The sequence below is a fragment of the Daejeonella rubra genome (assembly GCF_900103545.1).
Taxonomy (GTDB): Bacteria; Bacteroidota; Bacteroidia; order Sphingobacteriales; family Sphingobacteriaceae; genus Daejeonella; species Daejeonella rubra.
The window spans coordinates 77,351-97,809 of sequence record NZ_FNHH01000003.1; the positions used below are offsets into that span (position 1 = coordinate 77,351).

16 protein-coding genes are annotated in these 20,459 nt (G+C 39.6%); 4 read left to right on the forward strand and 12 right to left on the reverse strand.

Features of this window, described 5'->3' with window-relative positions; genetic code table 11:
• Nucleotides 1–222: 222 nt before the first annotated feature.
• From BLR27_RS03055 to BLR27_RS03110, 11 genes are all read right to left on the reverse strand, one after another.
• Nucleotides 223–1,104 carry an RteC domain-containing protein gene (locus tag BLR27_RS03055; protein ID WP_090699674.1) on the reverse strand — a complete coding sequence of 294 codons (882 nt, stop codon included), beginning with the start codon at nt 1,102–1,104 and terminating at the stop codon, nt 223–225.
• 245 nt (nt 1,105–1,349) lie between these two features.
• Complete coding sequence (locus tag BLR27_RS03060; protein ID WP_090699676.1) at nt 1,350–2,267, reverse strand: helix-turn-helix transcriptional regulator; 918 nt, start codon at nt 2,265–2,267, stop codon at nt 1,350–1,352.
• An 11-nt stretch (nt 2,268–2,278) separates the two neighbouring features.
• The gene (locus BLR27_RS03065; protein WP_090699685.1) at nt 2,279–2,854 is read right to left on the reverse strand and encodes a GNAT family N-acetyltransferase; all 576 of its coding nucleotides are present in this window, start codon (nt 2,852–2,854) and stop codon (nt 2,279–2,281) included.
• Between the two features lie 780 nt (nt 2,855–3,634).
• The gene (locus BLR27_RS03075; RefSeq protein WP_090699694.1) at nt 3,635–5,335 is read right to left on the reverse strand and encodes an NAD+ synthase; all 1,701 of its coding nucleotides are present in this window, start codon (nt 5,333–5,335) and stop codon (nt 3,635–3,637) included.
• A gap of 28 nt (nt 5,336–5,363) precedes the next feature.
• Nucleotides 5,364–5,963, reverse strand: coding sequence for a cation transporter (locus tag BLR27_RS03080; protein WP_090699697.1), 600 nt, complete (start codon nt 5,961–5,963; stop codon nt 5,364–5,366).
• Nucleotides 5,964–5,965: 2 nt separating this feature from the next.
• Entirely contained in the window at nt 5,966–7,330 is a 1,365-nt protein-coding gene (locus BLR27_RS03085; protein ID WP_090699702.1) for a phenylacetate--CoA ligase family protein, read from the reverse strand.
• A gap of 34 nt (nt 7,331–7,364) precedes the next feature.
• The gene (locus BLR27_RS03090) at nt 7,365–9,332 is read right to left on the reverse strand and encodes a heavy metal translocating P-type ATPase (RefSeq protein ID WP_090699707.1); all 1,968 of its coding nucleotides are present in this window, start codon (nt 9,330–9,332) and stop codon (nt 7,365–7,367) included.
• Nucleotides 9,333–9,365: 33 nt separating this feature from the next.
• Nucleotides 9,366–10,610, reverse strand: coding sequence for an efflux RND transporter periplasmic adaptor subunit (locus tag BLR27_RS03095; RefSeq protein ID WP_090699711.1), 1,245 nt, complete (start codon nt 10,608–10,610; stop codon nt 9,366–9,368).
• A 4-nt stretch (nt 10,611–10,614) separates the two neighbouring features.
• Nucleotides 10,615–14,985, reverse strand: a complete 4,371-nt coding sequence (locus BLR27_RS03100) for a CusA/CzcA family heavy metal efflux RND transporter (protein WP_090699714.1) — start codon at nt 14,983–14,985, stop codon at nt 10,615–10,617.
• Between the two features lie 212 nt (nt 14,986–15,197).
• Entirely contained in the window at nt 15,198–15,563 is a 366-nt protein-coding gene (locus BLR27_RS18895; RefSeq protein WP_407641177.1) for a DUF6660 family protein, read from the reverse strand.
• Complete coding sequence (locus BLR27_RS03110) at nt 15,564–16,001, reverse strand: Fur family transcriptional regulator (protein WP_245704412.1); 438 nt, start codon at nt 15,999–16,001, stop codon at nt 15,564–15,566.
• Between the two features lie 93 nt (nt 16,002–16,094).
• Here BLR27_RS03110 and BLR27_RS03115 point away from each other — a divergent pair, with 93 nt between their 5' ends.
• The gene (locus BLR27_RS03115) at nt 16,095–17,318 is read left to right on the forward strand and encodes an IS4 family transposase (RefSeq protein WP_090699723.1); all 1,224 of its coding nucleotides are present in this window, start codon (nt 16,095–16,097) and stop codon (nt 17,316–17,318) included.
• A gap of 375 nt (nt 17,319–17,693) precedes the next feature.
• Here the strand turns inward: BLR27_RS03115 and BLR27_RS03120 are convergent, their stop codons facing one another.
• Complete coding sequence (locus BLR27_RS03120; protein ID WP_090699726.1) at nt 17,694–18,164, reverse strand: JAB domain-containing protein; 471 nt, start codon at nt 18,162–18,164, stop codon at nt 17,694–17,696.
• Between the two features lie 487 nt (nt 18,165–18,651).
• Here BLR27_RS03120 and BLR27_RS03125 point away from each other — a divergent pair, with 487 nt between their 5' ends.
• The 3 genes from BLR27_RS03125 to BLR27_RS03135 all read left to right on the forward strand — a co-directional run bounded on the left by BLR27_RS03125 (nt 18,652) and on the right by BLR27_RS03135 (nt 20,454).
• On the forward strand, nt 18,652–19,188 hold the full coding sequence (locus BLR27_RS03125; protein ID WP_090699729.1) for a hypothetical protein: 537 nt from the start codon (nt 18,652–18,654) through the stop codon (nt 19,186–19,188).
• An 83-nt stretch (nt 19,189–19,271) separates the two neighbouring features.
• Complete coding sequence (locus tag BLR27_RS03130) at nt 19,272–19,742, forward strand: DUF3347 domain-containing protein (RefSeq protein ID WP_090699734.1); 471 nt, start codon at nt 19,272–19,274, stop codon at nt 19,740–19,742.
• A 145-nt stretch (nt 19,743–19,887) separates the two neighbouring features.
• A complete protein-coding gene (locus BLR27_RS03135; RefSeq protein ID WP_090699737.1) occupies nt 19,888–20,454 on the forward strand; it encodes a DUF3347 domain-containing protein in 567 nt (188 codons plus the stop codon).
• Nucleotides 20,455–20,459: the final 5 nt, after the last annotated feature.

Consider the following 20,459-nt stretch of genomic DNA (forward strand, 5'->3'; position numbering starts at 1 on the left):
TTACTCACGTCGGTTCCTACGAACCGGGCCCTCGCCTGCCAATGCGCTTTCAGATTATTGATATAATCTCACCTTCGCAAAATTTCCCGCTCCTCGCAGGATAATGCTTCATCCCCCAATGTCAAAGATCTTGTTTGTCACTGGGAGCAAAATTGGGGAGGGTGCAGACGGGGCTTTCACAACTTCAAAATGTTGGTAATGATTTATTGCTGACTTGAACAATTACATATTCTGTCGCTTGGGAGTCTTTGGTTTGTAACGGTTGGTTTCGTCGATATGCTTGTGGATTGAATCACGCATTTCGTCCAGATATTTGGTATAACTAAGTGTTTTTCGCCTGCGGATATCCAGAAACATGCGATAAGCCTGGCTAAGATCAATTTGAAGGCTATCTTCCAGCCATTCAATAACATCTCCAATCTCTGCTTTGCCTTCATTTAATCTATTGGTATAATAAATACCATAGGCAACTTCAATGAGTTCTACTTTGTCACCAGACCAACACCTTTTTTTCCCCGCAAGTATTTCAGCGATAAAAATATTATCCGGGTTTTGATAAAGAAGTTTTAGCCTCCTGATCAGGAATGTCCTAAGCATCTCATAAGCCCGGAATTTGGAAAACATATAATCCTGGTTAGTGGAGAAGTCGGGATCAACAGCGGTCTGTTCAGATCCGATTGGAAAAGGAACAAGATTGACGCGTAGAAAATAGTTTTCATCCATCGCGGTCTCGTCCCGCTGGAAGTATTGGTAGTAAAACTGATGAATGGTAAAATACCTGTTAATGATCTTTAACTCACCCATAAAATAATCTCGGATCATCTGATCTGTACCACTAGGTACAGCTGAAAGTATATGATATAGCTCAACCACATAAATATACCAGCTATAAAATCGTGGCTTAATGTTCTTAAAAAAATCAATCTCACCCTCGGGATCCTTAAAAGGATGCTCCTGAATGAATCTTTTTAAAAGATTCAAGGTTGTTGTAATACAAAAGAGCGATTCCGTTAAATTCTGAATAGCTTCTTTTAATGATCCATTAATGTTTTCCAATTGCGTTTCCATCTGCGCATACAATTCTTCTGTGTACTTGATTAACATATAGTAGTAGATTAAAAGTGAATTCGGCCCTGCCTGTTTACTGGCAACAACTATCACATCGGGCCAAAAAAATGTAGCTATAGATCCATACGACCTTCTATTAATAAATGAAGGTCAAAGTTCAACTAGAAAATTATTGATAGAATAAGTATTGGATGCGTATTTTGATACGCGGATGCTGCGTATTTTTTACTACGTTGGTACTACGTATTTAAAATTATAATCATTATTAGCTAATAATTTGGTCAGCGTCCAATTTTCTGAATAAGCTCCAATCTTGTTGTCACAAGTACCTTACTGAAAATATTCTCGACATGCTTGTTCACTGTTCTTTCTGAAATAAAAAGCTTTTCACCTATCTCTTTAGATTTGAACCGTTGACATATAAGTATGACCACTTCAGTTTCCCGACATGTTAAGCCATATATTTTGCAATTTTTATTTATAGATAAAGGATCTGCAACAACCAAATCAAGTTCAGCCAGTAATGCATTTTCCTTTCTTGCACGTCTTACAGACTTATAAATAAACATTCCAGTTATAATAAGAAAACCCAGATTCGTAAAAAGAGCCTCAACTAACTGGCTAAAATGAAAATATGTGATAGGAATCATGGCTGCCCATGGAACAACCGCACAATAAACAGCAATTTCTTCCATATAGTAATGATGATTTCGATTCTCTTTATAGTGTTTACCTATCGCAATTAATATAGCTCTGAGCACAATAAACGAATAAAAGAAGGGGATAATAACGCCATATTGAATTGCAAAATCCAGATTCTTATTAAAAGAATAGGCAATCACAAAAAAAACAACATACGGTAGTATTAGGAATAAAGGGACACCATAAATCGCATGAAAACGAAGTAACCTGAGGTCGAACCCCTTATAAAAATAGTAGGGAAAATAAGAGGCCATTAAAAAGCCACTGCCATAAGCAATAATATTTTGTGTAATAATGGGAATATTGATGTTTGGATCAGGAAACAGACCTCCGGTAATGTTATAAAATATTAAAAGCAATAGCAGTATTAAATACCATTTCCGATATTCATCTTGTGGCTTTAGTAAATAATAGGACAACTGAAAAACAAACATTAGCAGTTCCAGCACCACAAAAATAAAAGTAACAATGTGCATTTCTGTTCCAAATACCAGCATACACACAATTGTTAAGTAAGACTCCTATTAAGAAAAAATAATTTATAGCTTAATTCCGCTTCATGATATACATTAAAGCCAAACTTTTTATACCACGGGAGATTTTTTAATGTGGAAGTTTCCAGGAAGATTGGTCTCTCATTTAATTTGCTATCCTCTATAAGTTCCTTTAATAATTCACTCCCAATTCCCATATTCTGATTTGCCGGATCAACACCTATAAACCATAAATAATAAATTGATTCTTTAGGCTGTATTTTTTTAATCATCGTCTCCCTGGTCATGGTCTTTTTAATGTTACCTAAGCCAACGCATGATAAAATTAATTTCACATCAAGCAATATGGATCTAATTGTGGTTTTTTTTTTGTCAGGGTACAACACTAAGGCACATGCTTTATTATCATCAGATAAAAACACATCTCCAAATGAATAACAGACTTCAAAAGAATAGTCCATAAGGGCTTTAATCCGGCTTAATCTTTTCGAATCTTGTTTTACTATATAATTAACACTTTGGTTAGTTTCAAACGATTTAGTCAGTATATCTACTATCAAATCTTTGTCGTTGTATTCTGCTTTTTTCATAGGTTTTACTTTAATTAAAAAAATCGAGACTTATAGGGCCCCTTGATCTCCTCTAAAAAAGGAAATATCTATATATCATTTAAACAAATTTGCCTGCCATAGTAGGTTGATTCTGGCCTAACTACGTATTCAAATTTATTCGGATTGACAATATATAAGGTTACATCACAAATGACATCTTTATAGCATTATGCTGTAAATGACATCTATTTGAAATGTTTAAATTAATTAAGTCGAGAGCACCTACCTCTTGGGGTTTAAAGAATAGAAATTATAAAATGGATTTCGGTGGCTGCCAGAAATCGGGAGAAAATTGCGGGAAAAGGTTATTAGGGGACAATACAATGTGGTTATCTAAAAAAAGGACAGGCGGCATTGCTAGCGTGTTTATAGAAGGACTGACTACATATCCTATACAGTTATTGCAAACTTTAAGGGGATTGCAATTCTCATTACAAGGTGCTTTATTCGAAGATTTCTTTTGTGAATTGGTCAAATCCTGTTCGCATGAATCGTAGGTATCACAACAATCAATTTTCTGATTGCTTAGGTTGGCACACATCGCTTCTAATCCCGGCTCAATTGACAGGAAAAGAATATAGATAGAAATATGTAACCACAGAAACTCATCCAACATCAAATTTACCCATTAAGTAGAAATTAATCAATTTGCCATTTTTAACCCTCATTATTAACGATGCGAAAGATATTTTCGGTTTTTTTATTCAGTTTACTACAATTAACACTACAACTTGATAATTGGTTTATAATTTTAACAGATTAGTATAAATATTGCCCAACTATAGGTACTCTTCTTCCTACTCCAAATGCCTTTCTGCTCACCCTTATAATGGGACAAAACTGATTGCGCTTGTATTCAGCGGTATTTACTAATTTTAATATTCTTGTAATAAGTTCTGAATCGAACCCTTGTTCAATAATTTCCTTTGATCCCTTTCTCATTTCAATATATTCATACAGTACCTGATCCAAAACAGAATAATCCGGAAGGGTGTCAGCATCTTTTTGATCAGGCCTCAATTCAGCAGATGGTGCTTTACTTAGAATATTTACAGGGATAATTTCTTCGCTCTTATTTATGAACCTTGCTAATGCATAAATTTGTAATTTATATAAATCGCCAAGAATGGATAACCCACCTGCCATATCTCCATACAACGTCCCATAACCAACAGCTAGTTCGCTTTTATTGGATGTGTTGAGTAAAATATATCCAAATTTATTAGCCAAAGCCATTAATAAGTTACCTCGAATTCTGCTTTGAATATTTTCTTCGGCAATACTAAACGTCAAATCCATAAATACTGGATTTAATGATGTTAGATATGTTTGATATATGTTTTTTATAGGAATAAGATCAAAGCTGTTTCCTAATGTTCCTGATAATTGCTCCGCATCAGTAATTGAATGAGAAGTAGAAAATTCCGATGGCATTAATAAAACATGCACATTTTCTTTGCCTAATGCCATTACGGCCAAAGCTTGTACTACAGCACTGTCTATTCCACCGCTAGCACCCAAAATCGCTTTTTTAAAGCCCATCTTTTTAAAATAGTCTTGAATGCCTAATATAAGTGCCTGGTAAATCTGGTCTATATTCTTTTCACTTGTTAAGTATTCAACTAATTTTTCTCTGTTTCTCGCTTTAGCAACCCGTGTGTCTACAAATCGATAGTTTGCTATTGGTTGATTATCGGTCAATAAATCCTTGGAATCGAAAACGTAGAAGTCCTCTTTAAAATATTTTAATTCTTTATGAAGGCTGCCGGTATTATTAAATACCAAGCTCCCGCCATCAAAAATCAATTCCGTTTGAGCGCCAACGGTATTACAATAGATTACTGGCAAATGATAGCGCTTAATATTTTCCAGTATAATCTCTTTTCTATCGTCATCATGGTCGTAATCAAAAGGGGAAGCTGTAACATTAATCAACATAGTTGGATGTTGCTGAACCAACAATTCCATAGGGGATGTTGAATATAAAGGATTTTCGGTAAGATTCCAGATGTCTTCACAAATTGTCAGGGCAATCCGTTCCCCTTTAAAATCTATTACACTCCAGGTATTGGCAGGCTCAAAGTATCTGTATTCGTCAAAAATATCGTAGGTGGGTAATAATGATTTATGAGCAGTTGCAATGATCTTACCATCAAAAAGTAAAAGGGCAGAATTATATAAATCCTTTCCTTCGATTTTAGGGTTTCGTTGCGGTGCACCAATAATTACACCTATTCCAAATGTATGCTGTGATATTAGCTCAACGCTCTCATAACATTTATCAATAAAATCAGAAAACTCTAAAAAATCCCTGGGTGGATAACCGCAAACTGAAAGTTCAGAAAATACAACAAGATCAACATTTTGTTGCCTTGCCTCTTCAATTGCAGTTATGATTTTATTCCTGTTCAATTCAAAATTGCCAATATGGTAGTTTTGTTGCGCTATTGCTATTTTCATATGTTAATGCTTAAGGTCTAAAATGATTTTATTGTTTCTTATTTGCTTCCCTTAAAATTTCTATACCTCCTTTAATACTAATTCCAACAACTACTAGCCCTATTACAAGATCAGGGATTGATGACTTAAATATCATAACCATAATTCCGGAGACGACTATTCCCAGATTGACCATCATATCATTTCCAGTAAAGATCATAGACGCTTTCATATGTGCACCTTTATCTCTATGTGCACTTAATAATTTAACGCAAAACAGATTGGAAAGCGCATTTATAATTGCTGTAACAATCATGAGAATGCCGGCTGGCTCACCTCCGGCAACAAACCTGCGAACTACCTCAATGAGCAAGCCTAATCCAAGTATGATCAACAGGGTGCCTGAAAGGTAAGCGGCCCGTGATTTGGCCAAAGCAGATCTACCTACAGCGTACAGACTCACAATATATACCCCCGCATCAGCTAAGTTGTCAAGTGCTGCTCCCATAAGTCCTGTGGAATCAGCGAAGAAACCAACTATTCCGGCTAAAGCCGCCTGTGAAAGATTGATCACAAGTACCAACCTCAGAGTGCGGCGTTCTGCTTTATTACTGACATCCAGTTCGAATTCAGTTTCCATATTGCTCATCGCTATTGCTTTTTGAAAGGAATAACTTCGCGAAATTTTCCCCCAGAGGATTGTTCTGGCGGCTCACTGGCACGTTCGACAGTTATATTATTTAGGCCCCGCTCGTTTAAAAGGTTGGTAATTGCATTATGTACTTCCTCCCAAATAGCATCTTGATTTGTTGCATCGCTATAACGCAATCTCACTTTCAGGTTCGTAGGTGCTGTTTGAACTATCTGAGTGCGCTCGATTCCTTGGATATGGTCTACCAATATTCCAAACGCTAAAGGCGGTACACTGACCTGTTCGCCTTGTTCATTTAAAAAATTGACTACATCAGAAGATCGGCCTGTAACTTTAATAGCCGGTAATTTATTGCCGCATGGACAAGGGTCCGGACGAAGGATGATGCTGTCTCCAAGATCATATCTAAGAATTGGCTGTATCCTATTTGCCAAATTACTGATCAATACGGTGTGAGATTGAACACCCGCAGGTATAGCCTTATAATTAGCATCTACAGGTTCGGCAATTACCCAATCGCTGTTTGTATGCAGCCAACCTTCCCGGCAACTGTAACTAAAAAAAGGGCATTCGGTGGCAGCATAGGAATTTCCGACCTTAGAATCAAAAGCTTTTGCTATTCTGATATATTCACTTTCAGCCAGTCCTTCCGCAGAAAGTGCAAGCAAAACGGGTTTAATATTTAAACGGCCCGCCTCCTGCTCACTAGCTAATAAAGCACCCATGCTTGCATAGGGAGCCAATAATACAGGCCTAAACTTATTAAGAGCTGTTACAAGTTCGGGCATGGGTTTATGTGCAGATAAAGCCAAGAAGCTTTTACCCCTGCTTTTGCTCATACGCGCAGCTGCAATCGAGGAAGCAAAGTGGCCTCCTGTTGCCATGACCATAGCCATTTTTCCACGACCTGCAATAATTTTTAGAACATCGGTAAAACCAAGCCAGGAGCTAAGCATTCGAAAAGCTAATGCACTTGTTATAGACATGCTACGATCATCCAAAAGAAAAATCCCAGGGCTTCCGGTTGTGCCTGAAGTAGTAGCAACTGTGTATTTACCTAAAAACTTTTCTCCGATGAGATCGGGATTGCTAACCAGTTCCCGTACTTTCGATAGGGTTACAGTTCTATCGGTACACCAGTCATCAAAAAATTCCATCAGCTTTTTCTTGTTTGTTGCTGGTAAGAGGGAAACATCCTCAATGTTTTCGGGCAGCCCTTCGTATAATTTTTTATAATATGGTGAATTTTGACGGGCAAATTTGACCATTTCAGCGAGGCGTAATTGCTGTCTCTTGACTATTGCTGGTTTGCCCAGCTTTTTAGCTTTCCAGTTATCTAGGATTAATAGCAAAAGGTTATTCATAACGTTACTTTTTAGGGTTAAAGAATATTGTTACCTATAATTTTATCCGTTGAATTCTTACAGCGTTCAAAATAGCAAGTAATGCAACTCCAACGTCCGCAATTACAGCTTCCCACAAATTCGCTATCCCTCCGGCCCCCAGGATGAGGACAACTATTTTTACACCCATAGCCAAAGAAATATTCTGCCAAACGATATTCCTGGTAATCTTCCCGACCCTAATTGCTGAAACAATTTTTGAAGGCTGGTCGTTCTGGATTACTATATCTGCTGTTTCAATTGTCGCGTCACTTCCTAAACCTCCCATTGCAATACCGGCATCTGCCAGGGCTACTACGGGGGCATCATTTACGCCGTCTCCCACAAACGCAATATGCCTTCCCTGATCTTTTAGCCATTGTACTTTTTCTACTTTCCCTTCGGGTAGTAAATCCCCATAAACCTCATCAAGACCGATTTGCCTGGCAACATGATCGACAACTGCTTGCTTGTCTCCCGATAGCATAACCGTTTTAATATTCAGATCGTGCATTGCTTTGATAGCTGATGCAGCATCCTCTTTAATTTCGTCGGCAATAGTTATATACCCTGCATAACGATTGCTAACTGCTACCACTACAATAGTGTCAACTATCTGTTCAATTTCTTTTGGATAGTCTATTGAATATTTTTTTAGCAATTTTAAATTGCCCGCCAATATTTCTTTATTATCAATCGTACCTCTTAAACCATGCCCTGCAATTTCTTCCACGTTTGTAGCTTTCGTGTTATCCTCTATATTGGGAGCATAATCTGTTATTGCCTTACCTACAGGGTGCGTGGAATTGCGTTCTAACGCAGAAGTTAGCCTTAACAATTCTTTAGCTTCTATGCCTTCCGGCACAACTTGCTGTACTTTGAAAACGCCTTTGGTTAGTGTGCCGGTCTTGTCCATTACAATGGTGTTTACCCTGGTCATAACATCCAAGAAGTTGCTGCCCTTGAATAAAATACCGTTGCGCGAAGCCAGTCCAATACCTCCAAAATAACCTAACGGAATAGATACGACCAATGCGCATGGGCAACTGATTACAAGGAATACCAACGCCCTGTAAAACCATGAATAGAAATGATAGCTATCTAGTATAAAATAGGGAATCACCACAAGAGCCAAGGCTAAAAAGAAAACAATAGGCGTATAAACTTTTGCAAACCTTGAAATAAACAATTGCGTTTGTGATTTGCGGGCTGTTGCATCCTGTACCATTTCTAGAATGCGGCTTAGCTTGCTGTCTTTAAAAGCCGCTGTTACTCTCACTTCCGATACCGTATTTAGATTAATCATTCCCGCTAAGACCCGTTCACCTTTATACTTTGTGTCCGGCCTGCTTTCACCTGTAAGTGCTGCTGTGTTGAACGAGGCATTTTCGGAAATCAGTTCACCATCTAATGCTACTTTTTCACCTGGTTTTATCATTATAGTTTCCCCGATATTTACCTGCGATGGATTTACAACACCGGTGTTATTATTTCTAATTACGGTTACTTCATCCGGCCTAATATCCAGTAATGCCTTAATGCTTCTTTTGGCCCTGTTGACTGCTGCATTCTGAAACCATTCTCCTATTTGATAGAACAGCATAACGGCTACGCCTTCTTCAAACTCGCTTATACAGAATGCACCAATAGTGGCTACGCTCATTAAAACAAATTCATTAAATATGTCCCCACGTATTGATTTTCGGAATGCCAATGCGAGTACTCCCCGGCCTGCCAATAAATAGGCAATACCGTTTACAACTAAGGCAAATGGCCTTGATAATTCTATCTTAAAGCCGTATTCCAATATCAGTATAATGGAGAGGATAAGAAATGAAAGCAGCAAATCCCAATGAGCCTTCCAGCTATTTTCATCAGTTTTGCCCACGGACGATTGTTCAATTGATAAAGCTCCTTCAGTTTCTAAACCCTCGGCTTTGGGTTCATCCACTTGTAAAAGGGTTTTATTATTAGCGTCTGTCATAGTTGTGATATTTGAGTTACTATAATCATTGTATTATTCCTCTTCAGCTGAGCCCATTGATTTTGATTGCAAATAAAATGCTCCCTTTGTAACTATCTGTGCGTTTTCGGTTAGTTTTTCCAAAGGTGTAATTTGAATATAACCAAGCTCTGAAACACCCGTAGCTACCTCTACTTTTTTGAAATGTATGGCTGCTGCTGCTTCTTTTTCTTCGTCACCTTCGGAAGATCCATGTTGCTTTTTCTCGGTGCCTTCTTCTACAACAAAAATGTATTCTTTTCCCTCTGCCTTTACTACGGCATCCACAGGAACTACAGTTAAAAGTTCAGTTCCCACATTAATCAAACCGGTTACATACATTCCCGGAATTAAGTTTCCCCCTGGTTGGTTTATAACAGCATGTACCACAACTCCCTTACTGTCATTTTCAAAGGATTTGTTGATACCGTAGATTTTACCTTCGATTAGCTGATTGTTTTGGTTGGTCAACTGGAAATTTACCTTTTGTCCAACCCTTATCTTAGATAGATCCTTTTCATATACGATTAGATCTGCATGTATTTTGGAGTTATCCACTATATCCATAAGGGATGTGCCAGGCTGAGCGTAGGAACCCGTTTGAGCACTAATAGTTCCTATAGTACCCTTTATTGGTGAAATGATAGGATACCGGGAGGTCAGATTACCTGTAGCAACTTGTTTAGGTGAAATGCCAAGTTGTTGGAGCTGGCGTTCTAAGGCTTTTATCCTTGATAGTTCGGAATTGTAATTGGCCTGTGAAAGCTGAAATGATTTCCCGGTACCAGCTCCTGCCTCTTTTAATTGCTTTTGTCTGTTATACTCTGCATCTACATAGGTAAATCCATTTTTTGCGGAAAGATAATCCTGCTGTATTTTGAGCAGTTCCTGGTTTTCTATAATAGCTAAAATTTGCCCTTTACTAACTTTCTGGCCTTCCATTACATTGATTCTGAAAATCACCCCACCTGAAAGGGCATTCACCTGGGCTTCATTTTGAGGGGGCACTTCCAACGTGCCGCTTGCTTTTACAACAGCAGAGAGGTTCTTGTGCTCGATCTTCCCGATAACTATACCCACTGCCTGCAATTGCGCATTAGACAGCTCCAGGCCTTCGGCAGGTTCTTCCTCTGCATGGCTTTCTGCCGTATTTTCTGATTGGTTTTCTTTTCCATTGGTACACGCCGTTATCATTGTACCTATGATCAGCAATACCAGGATAGCACTTAATCCCTGCTTTATATTGATTGGTAATTTCATCTGATTATTCTCCTTTTAAATATTGTAATTGAATGGCCGATTGATTTAATTGATTTACCGTTTCCAGATAGGTAAGCTTGCTCTGTATGGCTAATGAAACATTCTGAATAAACTCAATATAGCCAATCTCTCCCAAGTCAAAAGAAACCTGTGCGATACGAAGCTGTTCATCGGCCTGTTTTAGGCCTGACGAGGTATAATAATCCACCATCTGTTTATTTTTGGCGTACTCTTGTAATGCCTGCTGGTATTGGGTCTGGAATTGTCCTTGAATACGCAGGTAATCTGTCTCGGCAATCTGGGCTGCTAATTTTTCACTGTTTACCCTCGCACGTCCCGCTCCATTAAACAGAGGAACGGCAATTCCAAATTGGATACCTGCGATTCGTGTACCTGGGGTGTATCCCCGGTTAATTTTAGCAGGATCAAATGATTTGATAACTAATTGCTGACTGTACCCCAAAGTAAGATCAGGCATAGCTCTTGATTGCTGTAGTTTGATCCTGGCGTTTGCGATTTCAATTTGTTGCTGATAATACCCGACCAGTGGATTACCGCTTGCAAAGTCTGTACCCGGGTCATTGAGCAATAATATAGGCAGGTCGTTTTCCGCCAATTGAACTGGAACATGGGTGTTAAGCAATTGCTGTATGTTGAGTTCCTGAATTTTGAGGTTTGTTTGAGCTGCTTTTTTTAATGCCTGCACTTCCTGATATTTGTTTCGGGCGGTGATCAGTTCCAGGTTGGAGGTCTCACCGGTTTTAAACCTGATCTCCGATTTATTTATAAAGTTCCGATAAACGCTATCCTGAAAATCCAAAGTACGAAGTGTTCTCAAACTAAACAGGTAGCCGTAATAGGCTATTTTTGTAGCCCTTATAATTTCTGCCTGGGTAAAGTTTCTGGATTTTTCTGCGAGCTGGGTTTGCAGGTTTAGTACCGTCCGCTGTTTTTTGTAAAGTCCCGGCCAGGCGAAAGCCTGAGTCGCGCCCAAAGAGTTGTCGCTTCCTCCGCCTCCGGACGGGTCTTGTGAAAGTGTAAATTCTGTTTTACCAGGATCAAACCCTGTTTTCTGTAAGGCCCTAGCCTGATCCACACTTAAATTTGCAGACCTGACTTGCAAATTGTTTTTTATTGCCAGTGAGATAATGCTGTCCAAGGTTAACGGCGCAGTTTGAGCTTGTGCCGTGCTAAAACTTCCAAACCCTGATAGAACCAATAAAAAAACTATCACCAATGGTTTCCTGGCTTTACTGATTTTTATTTTTCTACCCGAGAACAGGATATAAAGGCAGGGTAAGACGAAAAGGGTTAAAAATGTAGCAGAGATCAATCCCCCGATAACAACGGTAGCAAGAGGCTTTTGTACTTCGGCACCGGCTCCCGCCGATAAGGCCATTGGTAAAAAACCAAGTGATGCCACGGCAGCGGTCATAATTACAGGCCTAAGCCTGACCTTCGTACCCTCAATTACCCGTTTATATATATCTGTAACTCCTTCCTGTTTCAGTTGGTTGAAATAGCCGATCAGTACAATACCATTTAGCACTGCAACACCAAACAGTGCAATAAATCCTACACCTGCCGAAATACTAAAAGGCATCCCCCTGGCAAGCAGTGCAAAAACACCACCTATTGCAGATAAAGGAACGGCAGTAAAAATAAGGAACATTTGAGTAAAAGACCGGAAGGTTGCATATAACAGCCCGAGGATTAAAATTAATGCGGCCGGTACCGCTATGGCCAATCGTTTCTTTGCTTCAACCAGATTTTCAAATTGTCCGCCATAAGTCACATAATAACCCGGCGGAAGTTTAAGTTTTTCATTCATTATTTCCTGAATATCAGCTACGGTACGTTCCACATCACGCCCGCGAACGTTAAAACCTACATAAATTCTCCGTTTTCCATCTTCTCTTGAAACTTGCGCCGGGGCTTCTTTCAGGGATATCGAAGCTATCTGGCTTAAGGGTATTTTATTGCCGGACGGCAGGGGAATAAACAGGTTGTCTATACCGCTTATGTTTTGTCTTAAATCCCTTTGCAAACGAACCACCATATCAAAGCGTTTCTCGCCTTCAAATACAACCCCTGCCACCCGTCCGGCATAAGCCGTTCTTAGTATCGAATTGACATCACTGATGGTTAATCCATATTGGGCAATCTTATCCCGGTCATATTCTACAACGATCTGTGGTAGTCCACTTACCCGTTCCACTATTGGTTCACTTACTCCGTCAACTGGGGCAATTAATTTCGCTATCCGGTTGGCTTGTTGGGTCAGCACGTCTAGATCTTCACCATATACTTTTATGGCAACATCCTGGCGGACACCGGTCATAAGTTCGTTAAAACGCATCTGCATAGGTTGGGTAATTTCTATGTTAACACCCGGTAATACAGAGAGTGCTTCTTCCATTTTTTCTACCATCTCTTCTTTGGTATCTGCGCTTACCCATTCGGCTTTGGGTTTCATGGCCACCATCATATCAGCACGCTCTACCGGCATTGGGTCTGTTGGAATCTCTGAACTGCCAATTCGTGTAACTACCTGTTTTACTTCAGGAAACTGGCTTTTGAGAATTTTTTCTGCTTTGCCAAAGGTTTCTACTACTTGCGTGAGCGATGTTCCCTGCGCCATTGCAATTTCTACAGTCAAGTCTCCTTCATCCAATTGGGGAATAAACTCGCCGCCCATACCACTAAATAGCCAAAGTGAAAATCCAAACAGCAACAAAGTAGCGGCAACAGTGAGTTTTTTGAACTTCAGCACCTTTTCTAAAGCAGGCTGGTAAACATCCCGGAGCCGATCCATCAATTTATCAGAAATAGTACGCTTGTGCACTGTATTCTTGCTAAGAAATAGGGCGCTCATCATCGGCACGTAGGTCATAGATAATATGAATGCCCCGAGAATGGCAAAAACAACAGTTTCTGCCATCGGCCTGAACATTTTCCCTTCAATCCCCACCAGAGACAATAAGGGCAGATAAACGATAAGAATAATTATTTCGCCAAAAGCTGCACTGTTACGGATCTTGGAAGAGGCCGTAAAAACCTCTTGATCCATTTGGCTTTGAGTTAGCCGTGGCTTATCGGGAAAAAGCTTGCTTTCTGTTAAACGGAAAACAATGGCCTCTACAATAATCACCGCCCCATCTACGATCAGGCCAAAATCAATCGCTCCTAAGCTCATCAGGTTTCCTGAAACACCGAACAGGCGCATCATAGCAAAGGCAAACAGCATCGATAGTGGGATTACAGATGCTACCACTAAACCTGCCCGCCAGTTACCTAACAGAAGGAGCAAGATAAAAATAACAATCAGTGCACCTTCAATGAGGTTCTTCTGTACCGTGCTGATAGCACGTCCAACCAATTCTGTACGATCAATAAAGGGTTCTATAACCACGCCTTCGGGCAATGATTTTTGAATTTGAACGACACGTTCCTTTACATTTTTAATAACCTCATTAAAATTTTCGCCCTTCAGCATCAGGGTGATCCCAGCTACAACTTCTCCCTCTCCATTGCGCGTTACGGCGCCATAGCGGGTTGCACTGCCAAATTGTACCATTCCTATATCCCGGATCAGGATAGGTACCCCACCTGAATTTTTTACTACGATTCTTTCAATATCGGCAAGTGTCTTTACCTGGCCTATTCCACGGATTGCATATGAATTACTTTGTTGCTCAATGTAAGAGCCGCCTGTATTTTCATTATTTTTTTCAAGGGCCTCATAGATTTCTGGAACAGTGATATTAAAGGAATTGAGTTTATCATTGTCCAGGGCAATTTCATATTGTTTGACGTATCCTCCCCAGCCACTCACTTCGGCAACCCCTTTTGTTCCGGCTAATTGTGTTCTGACAACCCAATCCTGCAAAGTTCGCAGATCGGTAGCTGAATACTTGCTTTCATATCCCTTTTTTGCATGAAGTACATATTGATAAATTTCTCCTAAGCCCGTAGTAATAGGTGCTAATGCAGGTTCTGCAAGACCTAACGGTATTTTTCCCTCTGCTTCCTTTAATTGGGCACTTACCTGTTGTCGTGCCCAGTAAATATCTGTTTCATCCGTAAAAACTATCGTAATCACCGAAAGGCCTGACCTTGAGATAGAACGTTTCTCAATCACATTCGGAATGTTCGCCATTGCCAATTCAATGGGAGCCGTGATAAATTGTTCGACTTCCTGTGCCCCTAAGCTTGGTGCCTGTGAAATGACCTGTACCTGGTTATTAGTAATGTCAGGTACGGCATCAATAGGCAGCCTTGTTAATGAATAAATTCCCCATATTATTAGCGCCAGGGTCATCAGGCCTACAGCTATTTTATTCTTTATGGAGAATAAAATGATTTTATTAAACATATGCTTTACTGATCTTGAGGTGTTGAATGTAAACTCAAATGTGTGAACCAATAGCATTAGTTACAGCATGAGTATTACTTGTTATAAATGTTGAATATTATGGGCTTGTATTTGGGATTTTATTTAAAACTGTTTCTTTGAGAGAAACGGATAAATAAGTTGGTGCAGATAATTCCTATCGCACCTCTTAACACATACCCAGGATCACATTACTATTGGGGAGGTTGCCAGATTGACAATGATATAGAAGAAATAATTTTGGGATAATAAGAACTATAAATTTTCTGCCTACAAGTGTACATTAAACTAAAGGAAGGTGATACAGTTGCTGCAATTGAAAAGCCCAAACAGCAGGAGCAGGTACAAAAGGGGGAACAGGCATCTGAATTGATAGGCAAATTTTGCGTATCACTCTTGAAGAGTAGTGTCTTGCTTTCATATTTGCCAGCAAATACTTCTGCTTCCGCACAGGGAATGCAGCTTAGTACAAGCACCATTATTGCCATTATGAAAGTTAAAGATCTCATTAGATTGCAAATATAGGATAAGATACCATGCAATAGTATTGCAATTGTCATTTAGGTTGTACATTTCCCACACAAACCTTTGATTACCATATTAATTTGCTTCGATACAAACTTTTTGGGAAGACTGATAGCAGGTATAATAATCTCAGGAAGACAGTAAGTTCTTTTACACTTTGTACAATGAAAATGTACATGGAGATCTTCCGGATGACACTCACATCCCTCCACGCACAAAGCATATTTTATTGCACCTGAGCCGTCATCAATACTATGTATTACATTTTTATTTTCGAAGGTTTTTAGTGTACGGTATAGGGTTATTCTATCCACTTTTTCAAAAGATTGTTCTAATTGGCCAAGGCTAATTGCAGCTTCCTGGTTAGACAGCACATCCATCACTAACAAACGCATAGCAGTGGGCTTCACGCCTTTACTGATTAATTTAGTTTCTTTATTTTCCTGATACATGTCTGGTGATCTTTGAGTCATTGGTGTCCGTTAAAGAACAAAAAAGGCAAAAAAATAGGGGCCGAAGCCCCTGATTAGTATAGATTTGAAGTTACCACACCACAAATTTAGACTATGCCCAAAAGTACATTTTTTACCGGACAGCCGGTGTTCAATCAGTTACTTTGTTTTATACCCCGTTCCAAGGTGGAACAATTAGCGCTTAAACATAGTGCTGACCGTTATTGCAAAAAGTTTAAGGCATTTGATCATTTGGTGACAATGCTTTTTAGTGGCTTCCACCACTGCACGTCCTTACGGGAGCTTATCACCGGTTTACAGGCCGGCTCATCCCGTCTGAGCCACCTGGGTATAACTAGTACGCCCCGCAGAAGCACGCTTGCGGATGCCAATAAGCGTCGGAGCGTGGATTTCTTTAGTGACCTTTTTCATTTCCTGAGAAACCGTTATGTTGGTTTTTTACCGGACAGCCGGATCAAAGGCAAGATCAGGGATCGGTTATTTATTGTCGATTCCACGACAATAACTCTGTTTTCTGAGGTTTTTAAAGCTTGTGGAAACGCGATGGCCAATGGGAAGAAAAAAGGTGGGGTGAAAGCACATACCCTGATCAGGGTCAAAGATGACGTGCCTTGTTTTGTTCGCCTGGGGGCAGCTTCAGGTGCAGATAAAAGCATCATGCCAGAACTAAAGCTGCCTTCAGGCTCTATCCTGGTAATGGATAAAGGGTATAACAATTACTTGCCGATGGAAGCCTGGACCGGCCAGGGGGTAAGTTGGGTGACCCGGCTGAACAAATGTTCTTACTGGGCCTTGCTGGAAGAAAACCCCGTAAGCGAACAGCAAAAACGGCAGGGTGTCATCAGCGATAAGCGCATTTCCTTAGGTAAACCCCAAACAAGGGTCCGGGTGCAACAGGCCAGGATCATTACCTATTACGATAAACAGTCCGGTAAGACCTTTGAGTTCCTGACCAATAACCAGCAATTCAGTGCCATGACTATTGCCGGCATTTATAAACAGAGATGGCAGATCGAGTTGCTCTTTAAACGGTTAAAGCAAAACTTTCAGCTGACTAATTTCCTTGGAGATAATCAAAACGCCATCAAGATACAGATCTGGTGCGCCCTGATTGCCGATCTTTTGATCAAGATCGTCAAGGACAGAGCCGATAAACGCAGAAAACAAAAATGGTCATTTGCCAATGTTGCCGGACTGATACGGCAACATTTAGGCACTTATATTGATTTGCTGCAATTCCTGATTAACCCCGAAAGGTCACTCATAGGCTATAAAGAATCACAACCCGATTATCAGCTTACCCTTTTTAAAACTTAAGCAGGGGGCTTACCTCTGAGACAACCCGACAGAAACAACGTTTCCCGTTAGTACAAATAGATTTGAAGCTATATATTGGTTTTAACCGGACACCAATGATCTTTGAGTAATCGCATTACGCTCAGACAGAGATAAATCCGTCTCAGAAAACTTATGCCTCAAAATTACGCTATTTGCATCATGAAGTTTATGGCTTTTTTCTTTTGGCTTGTTTAATGTCCCTTTCGGGAATGGCTACCGCTATGCATTCGTCAATCAAAGAAATCGTTGTAAAAAACCGGCTTTTAAACATGGCAAAATCGAAAGTCGAGAAAGAAGGGCTTGAATGTTACCCCAAGTGAATTACTCAAATTCAGCTAAATTATTGAAGAAGGGCTACATTAGCCCTTCTTCAATAAAGGAAATATATCCTTCACTGGTCAGGATGATATGATCTAAAACATCAATATCCAGAAAATTTCCAGCAGTTCTGAGCTTTTGAGTAAGGCTAATATCTGCTTGACTTGGCTTTAAACTGCCTGAAGGGTGGTTGTGAGCAAGAATGATTGAGTTTGCACAGCCTTTTAAAGCCGCTGAGAAGATTAGCTTAGGATCGGCCACCGTTCCAGCCATCCCTCCTGATGAAACTTCATATATTCCTAGCACTTTATTAGCTCGGTTTAATAAAAGGATTTTAAATTGCTCTAATAAATCAATTTTATTCATATCCCAGTTTTGCAGTAATATGTTATAACAATCTTGGGAAGTACTTATAACTGGCCTTTCAGAAGCTTTAAATATTGGCTTGTAAGTCACACTGATTTCAGATACATGAAGCAATGAAATTTGATTTTGAAGCTTTTCCATAATTAGAGAGTTTAAAATGTTAAATAATTAATTATGGTGCTCCGGTTGGCTCAGGGCAATTAAGGGCAAAAGGAAAAGGAATAAATGGACTGGAGGGAAGGATACGAGTGTTTATGCCGGAAGCTTTTGTCCGCTACAGCAGCCCCTGAGCCTAACTTTGTGCAAATGATTAATATATAATCATAAAAGAAAAAAGGAGCCTTGAAGCTCCCACTAGTATTTCTTGTCTTTTGTTCTTAATTTCCGTGACTTCTTTTCTTATGTCAGAAGCTAGGGCGCTTTAAGTGTTCGGCCCGCCTCAGACGGTGATCAGATTGAATTGCCTGTACACTTGACAATCGGATTTTCCGGAAAACCTCACCTAATAACTACTGATTTTCAAGCCAGTGTATCAACCTTCTTTGGATTCGCAACTCTTAATCTCTGTAATTATACAAAATTTTCAATCTATTTTATAGCAGAATAAACCAATTGATAAGTATCTTTGATGCATCAACTAAAATTATTAGGCGAATATATTTTAATGAAAATTTCATCCGTTCAGTTTAAAGCAGCTTTTTTGCTAATCGTATTCTCATTGAGTACGGTTGTAGGATTTGCTTGTTCTGTCGGATTAGACAAGACTTTTAACGCTGATCATCATAAAGAAACGGTAGGTCAACAACAAAATAGTCATGAGCATGGCGAATCCCATGAGCATACTGCTTCGGCTGATCATCATCGGGAGCCTGTAAGCCATCACGGGCCTCCTGCAGACCATCATAAACAAGTTAGCAACTCCCAGGAAAGCCCAGATGATAATTGCTGTAAAGATGAGGTGGCTAAATTTGAAAAAAGTGAAAAGCGTATCCCGCCATCCTTTAATAATTTACAGCCTCCGCTTGCTATTTTACCGTTCAATACCCCCTTCAATATAAATGTGTTGATCTCTTATCTTCACAAACCAAGTAATAAATATTTTGTAAGAAATCACCATCCGCCCATTGCGGATACCCGAATTGCTATCCAGAGCTTCCTGATTTGATTTTTGTTTAAAGTTTGATACCCATGGTCATTATTTGAGCCATGTAAAGAATTATTTGCTTTAAACATTTCAATCATTTCAAAATGAAAAAGATATTTTTTATAGTTGCATTCATTGCAGCAGGACTGGTGCAAACATTTGCACTGGATAGATTGCCCTTACACATTGACGTGCTTACCCATTATTATGCAATTAAAGATGCTTTAGTGGCTAGCAAGGCTGACCTTGCGGCAACCCATGCTGCTCAATTCGTTAAAGCGGCAGGATCCGTTGATGCTAAAAACCTTCCAGATGCCAACCGGGCGTTACTTGTTAAGGATGCCTCTGCTATTGCCAGCACTAAAGATCTGAAAAAGCAAAGAGAACTTTTCTCGGCTTTCTCTGAAAACATGGCAGCCTTAGCCAAAGTTACAATGCTAGGTCACGGTGATATTTATAAGGCGTATTGCCCGATGAAAAAAGCGAGTTGGCTTAGCAAAGAACCTGCAATTAAAAATCCCTATTACGGCAACGCTATGCTTACCTGTGGGAAGGTTGTAGAAACCATAAAATAAATTTTAGTCATAAAGCATAGGATAAAATAATCCTATGCTTTACTCTATGCTAAAAAATCTAATATTTCCCTTAGAACTTTATTAAATCATTCCGGTTCCTTTTTAAAAGAGGCGTTCCGGTACAACAAATTAAAAAATTAAGAATATGAAAAATTTTCTCTTAAGTCTAACACTAGTAACGATCCTTTTTGCTGCGTGTAATAATAATGGATCCGATAAACAAGCATCTGACAGTACCTCGACCATGGGAACAGCCGCTACGGAAGCGACCGTTAATAAGAAGCCCGCCAGCGAAATATTATCAGCATACCTTAGGCTTAAAAATGCGCTTACAAATGATAACGATAAAGAAGCTGCTGCGATTGCAACGGAATTAGCTGGTGCCTTCAAAGCGATGGATAAAACAGCTCTAACGCCGGAACAAAGGCAGGTGTTTACTGATGTTGAAGCCGATGCAATAGAACATGCCGACCACATCGCTGCCAATGCCGGTAACCTGGTTCATCAGCGGGAACATTTTGAAACCTTAAGCGAAGAGGTATATGAATTGGTTAAAGCTACGGGTGCCGGACAAAAGCTGTACTATACCCACTGTCCTATGTATAATAATAACAAAGGTGCTAACTGGCTAAGTGAAACCAAGGAAGTGAAGAACCCCTATTTCGGACTAGCTATGTCGACATGCGGATTAGTAAAAGAAGAGCTTAATTAAATTCG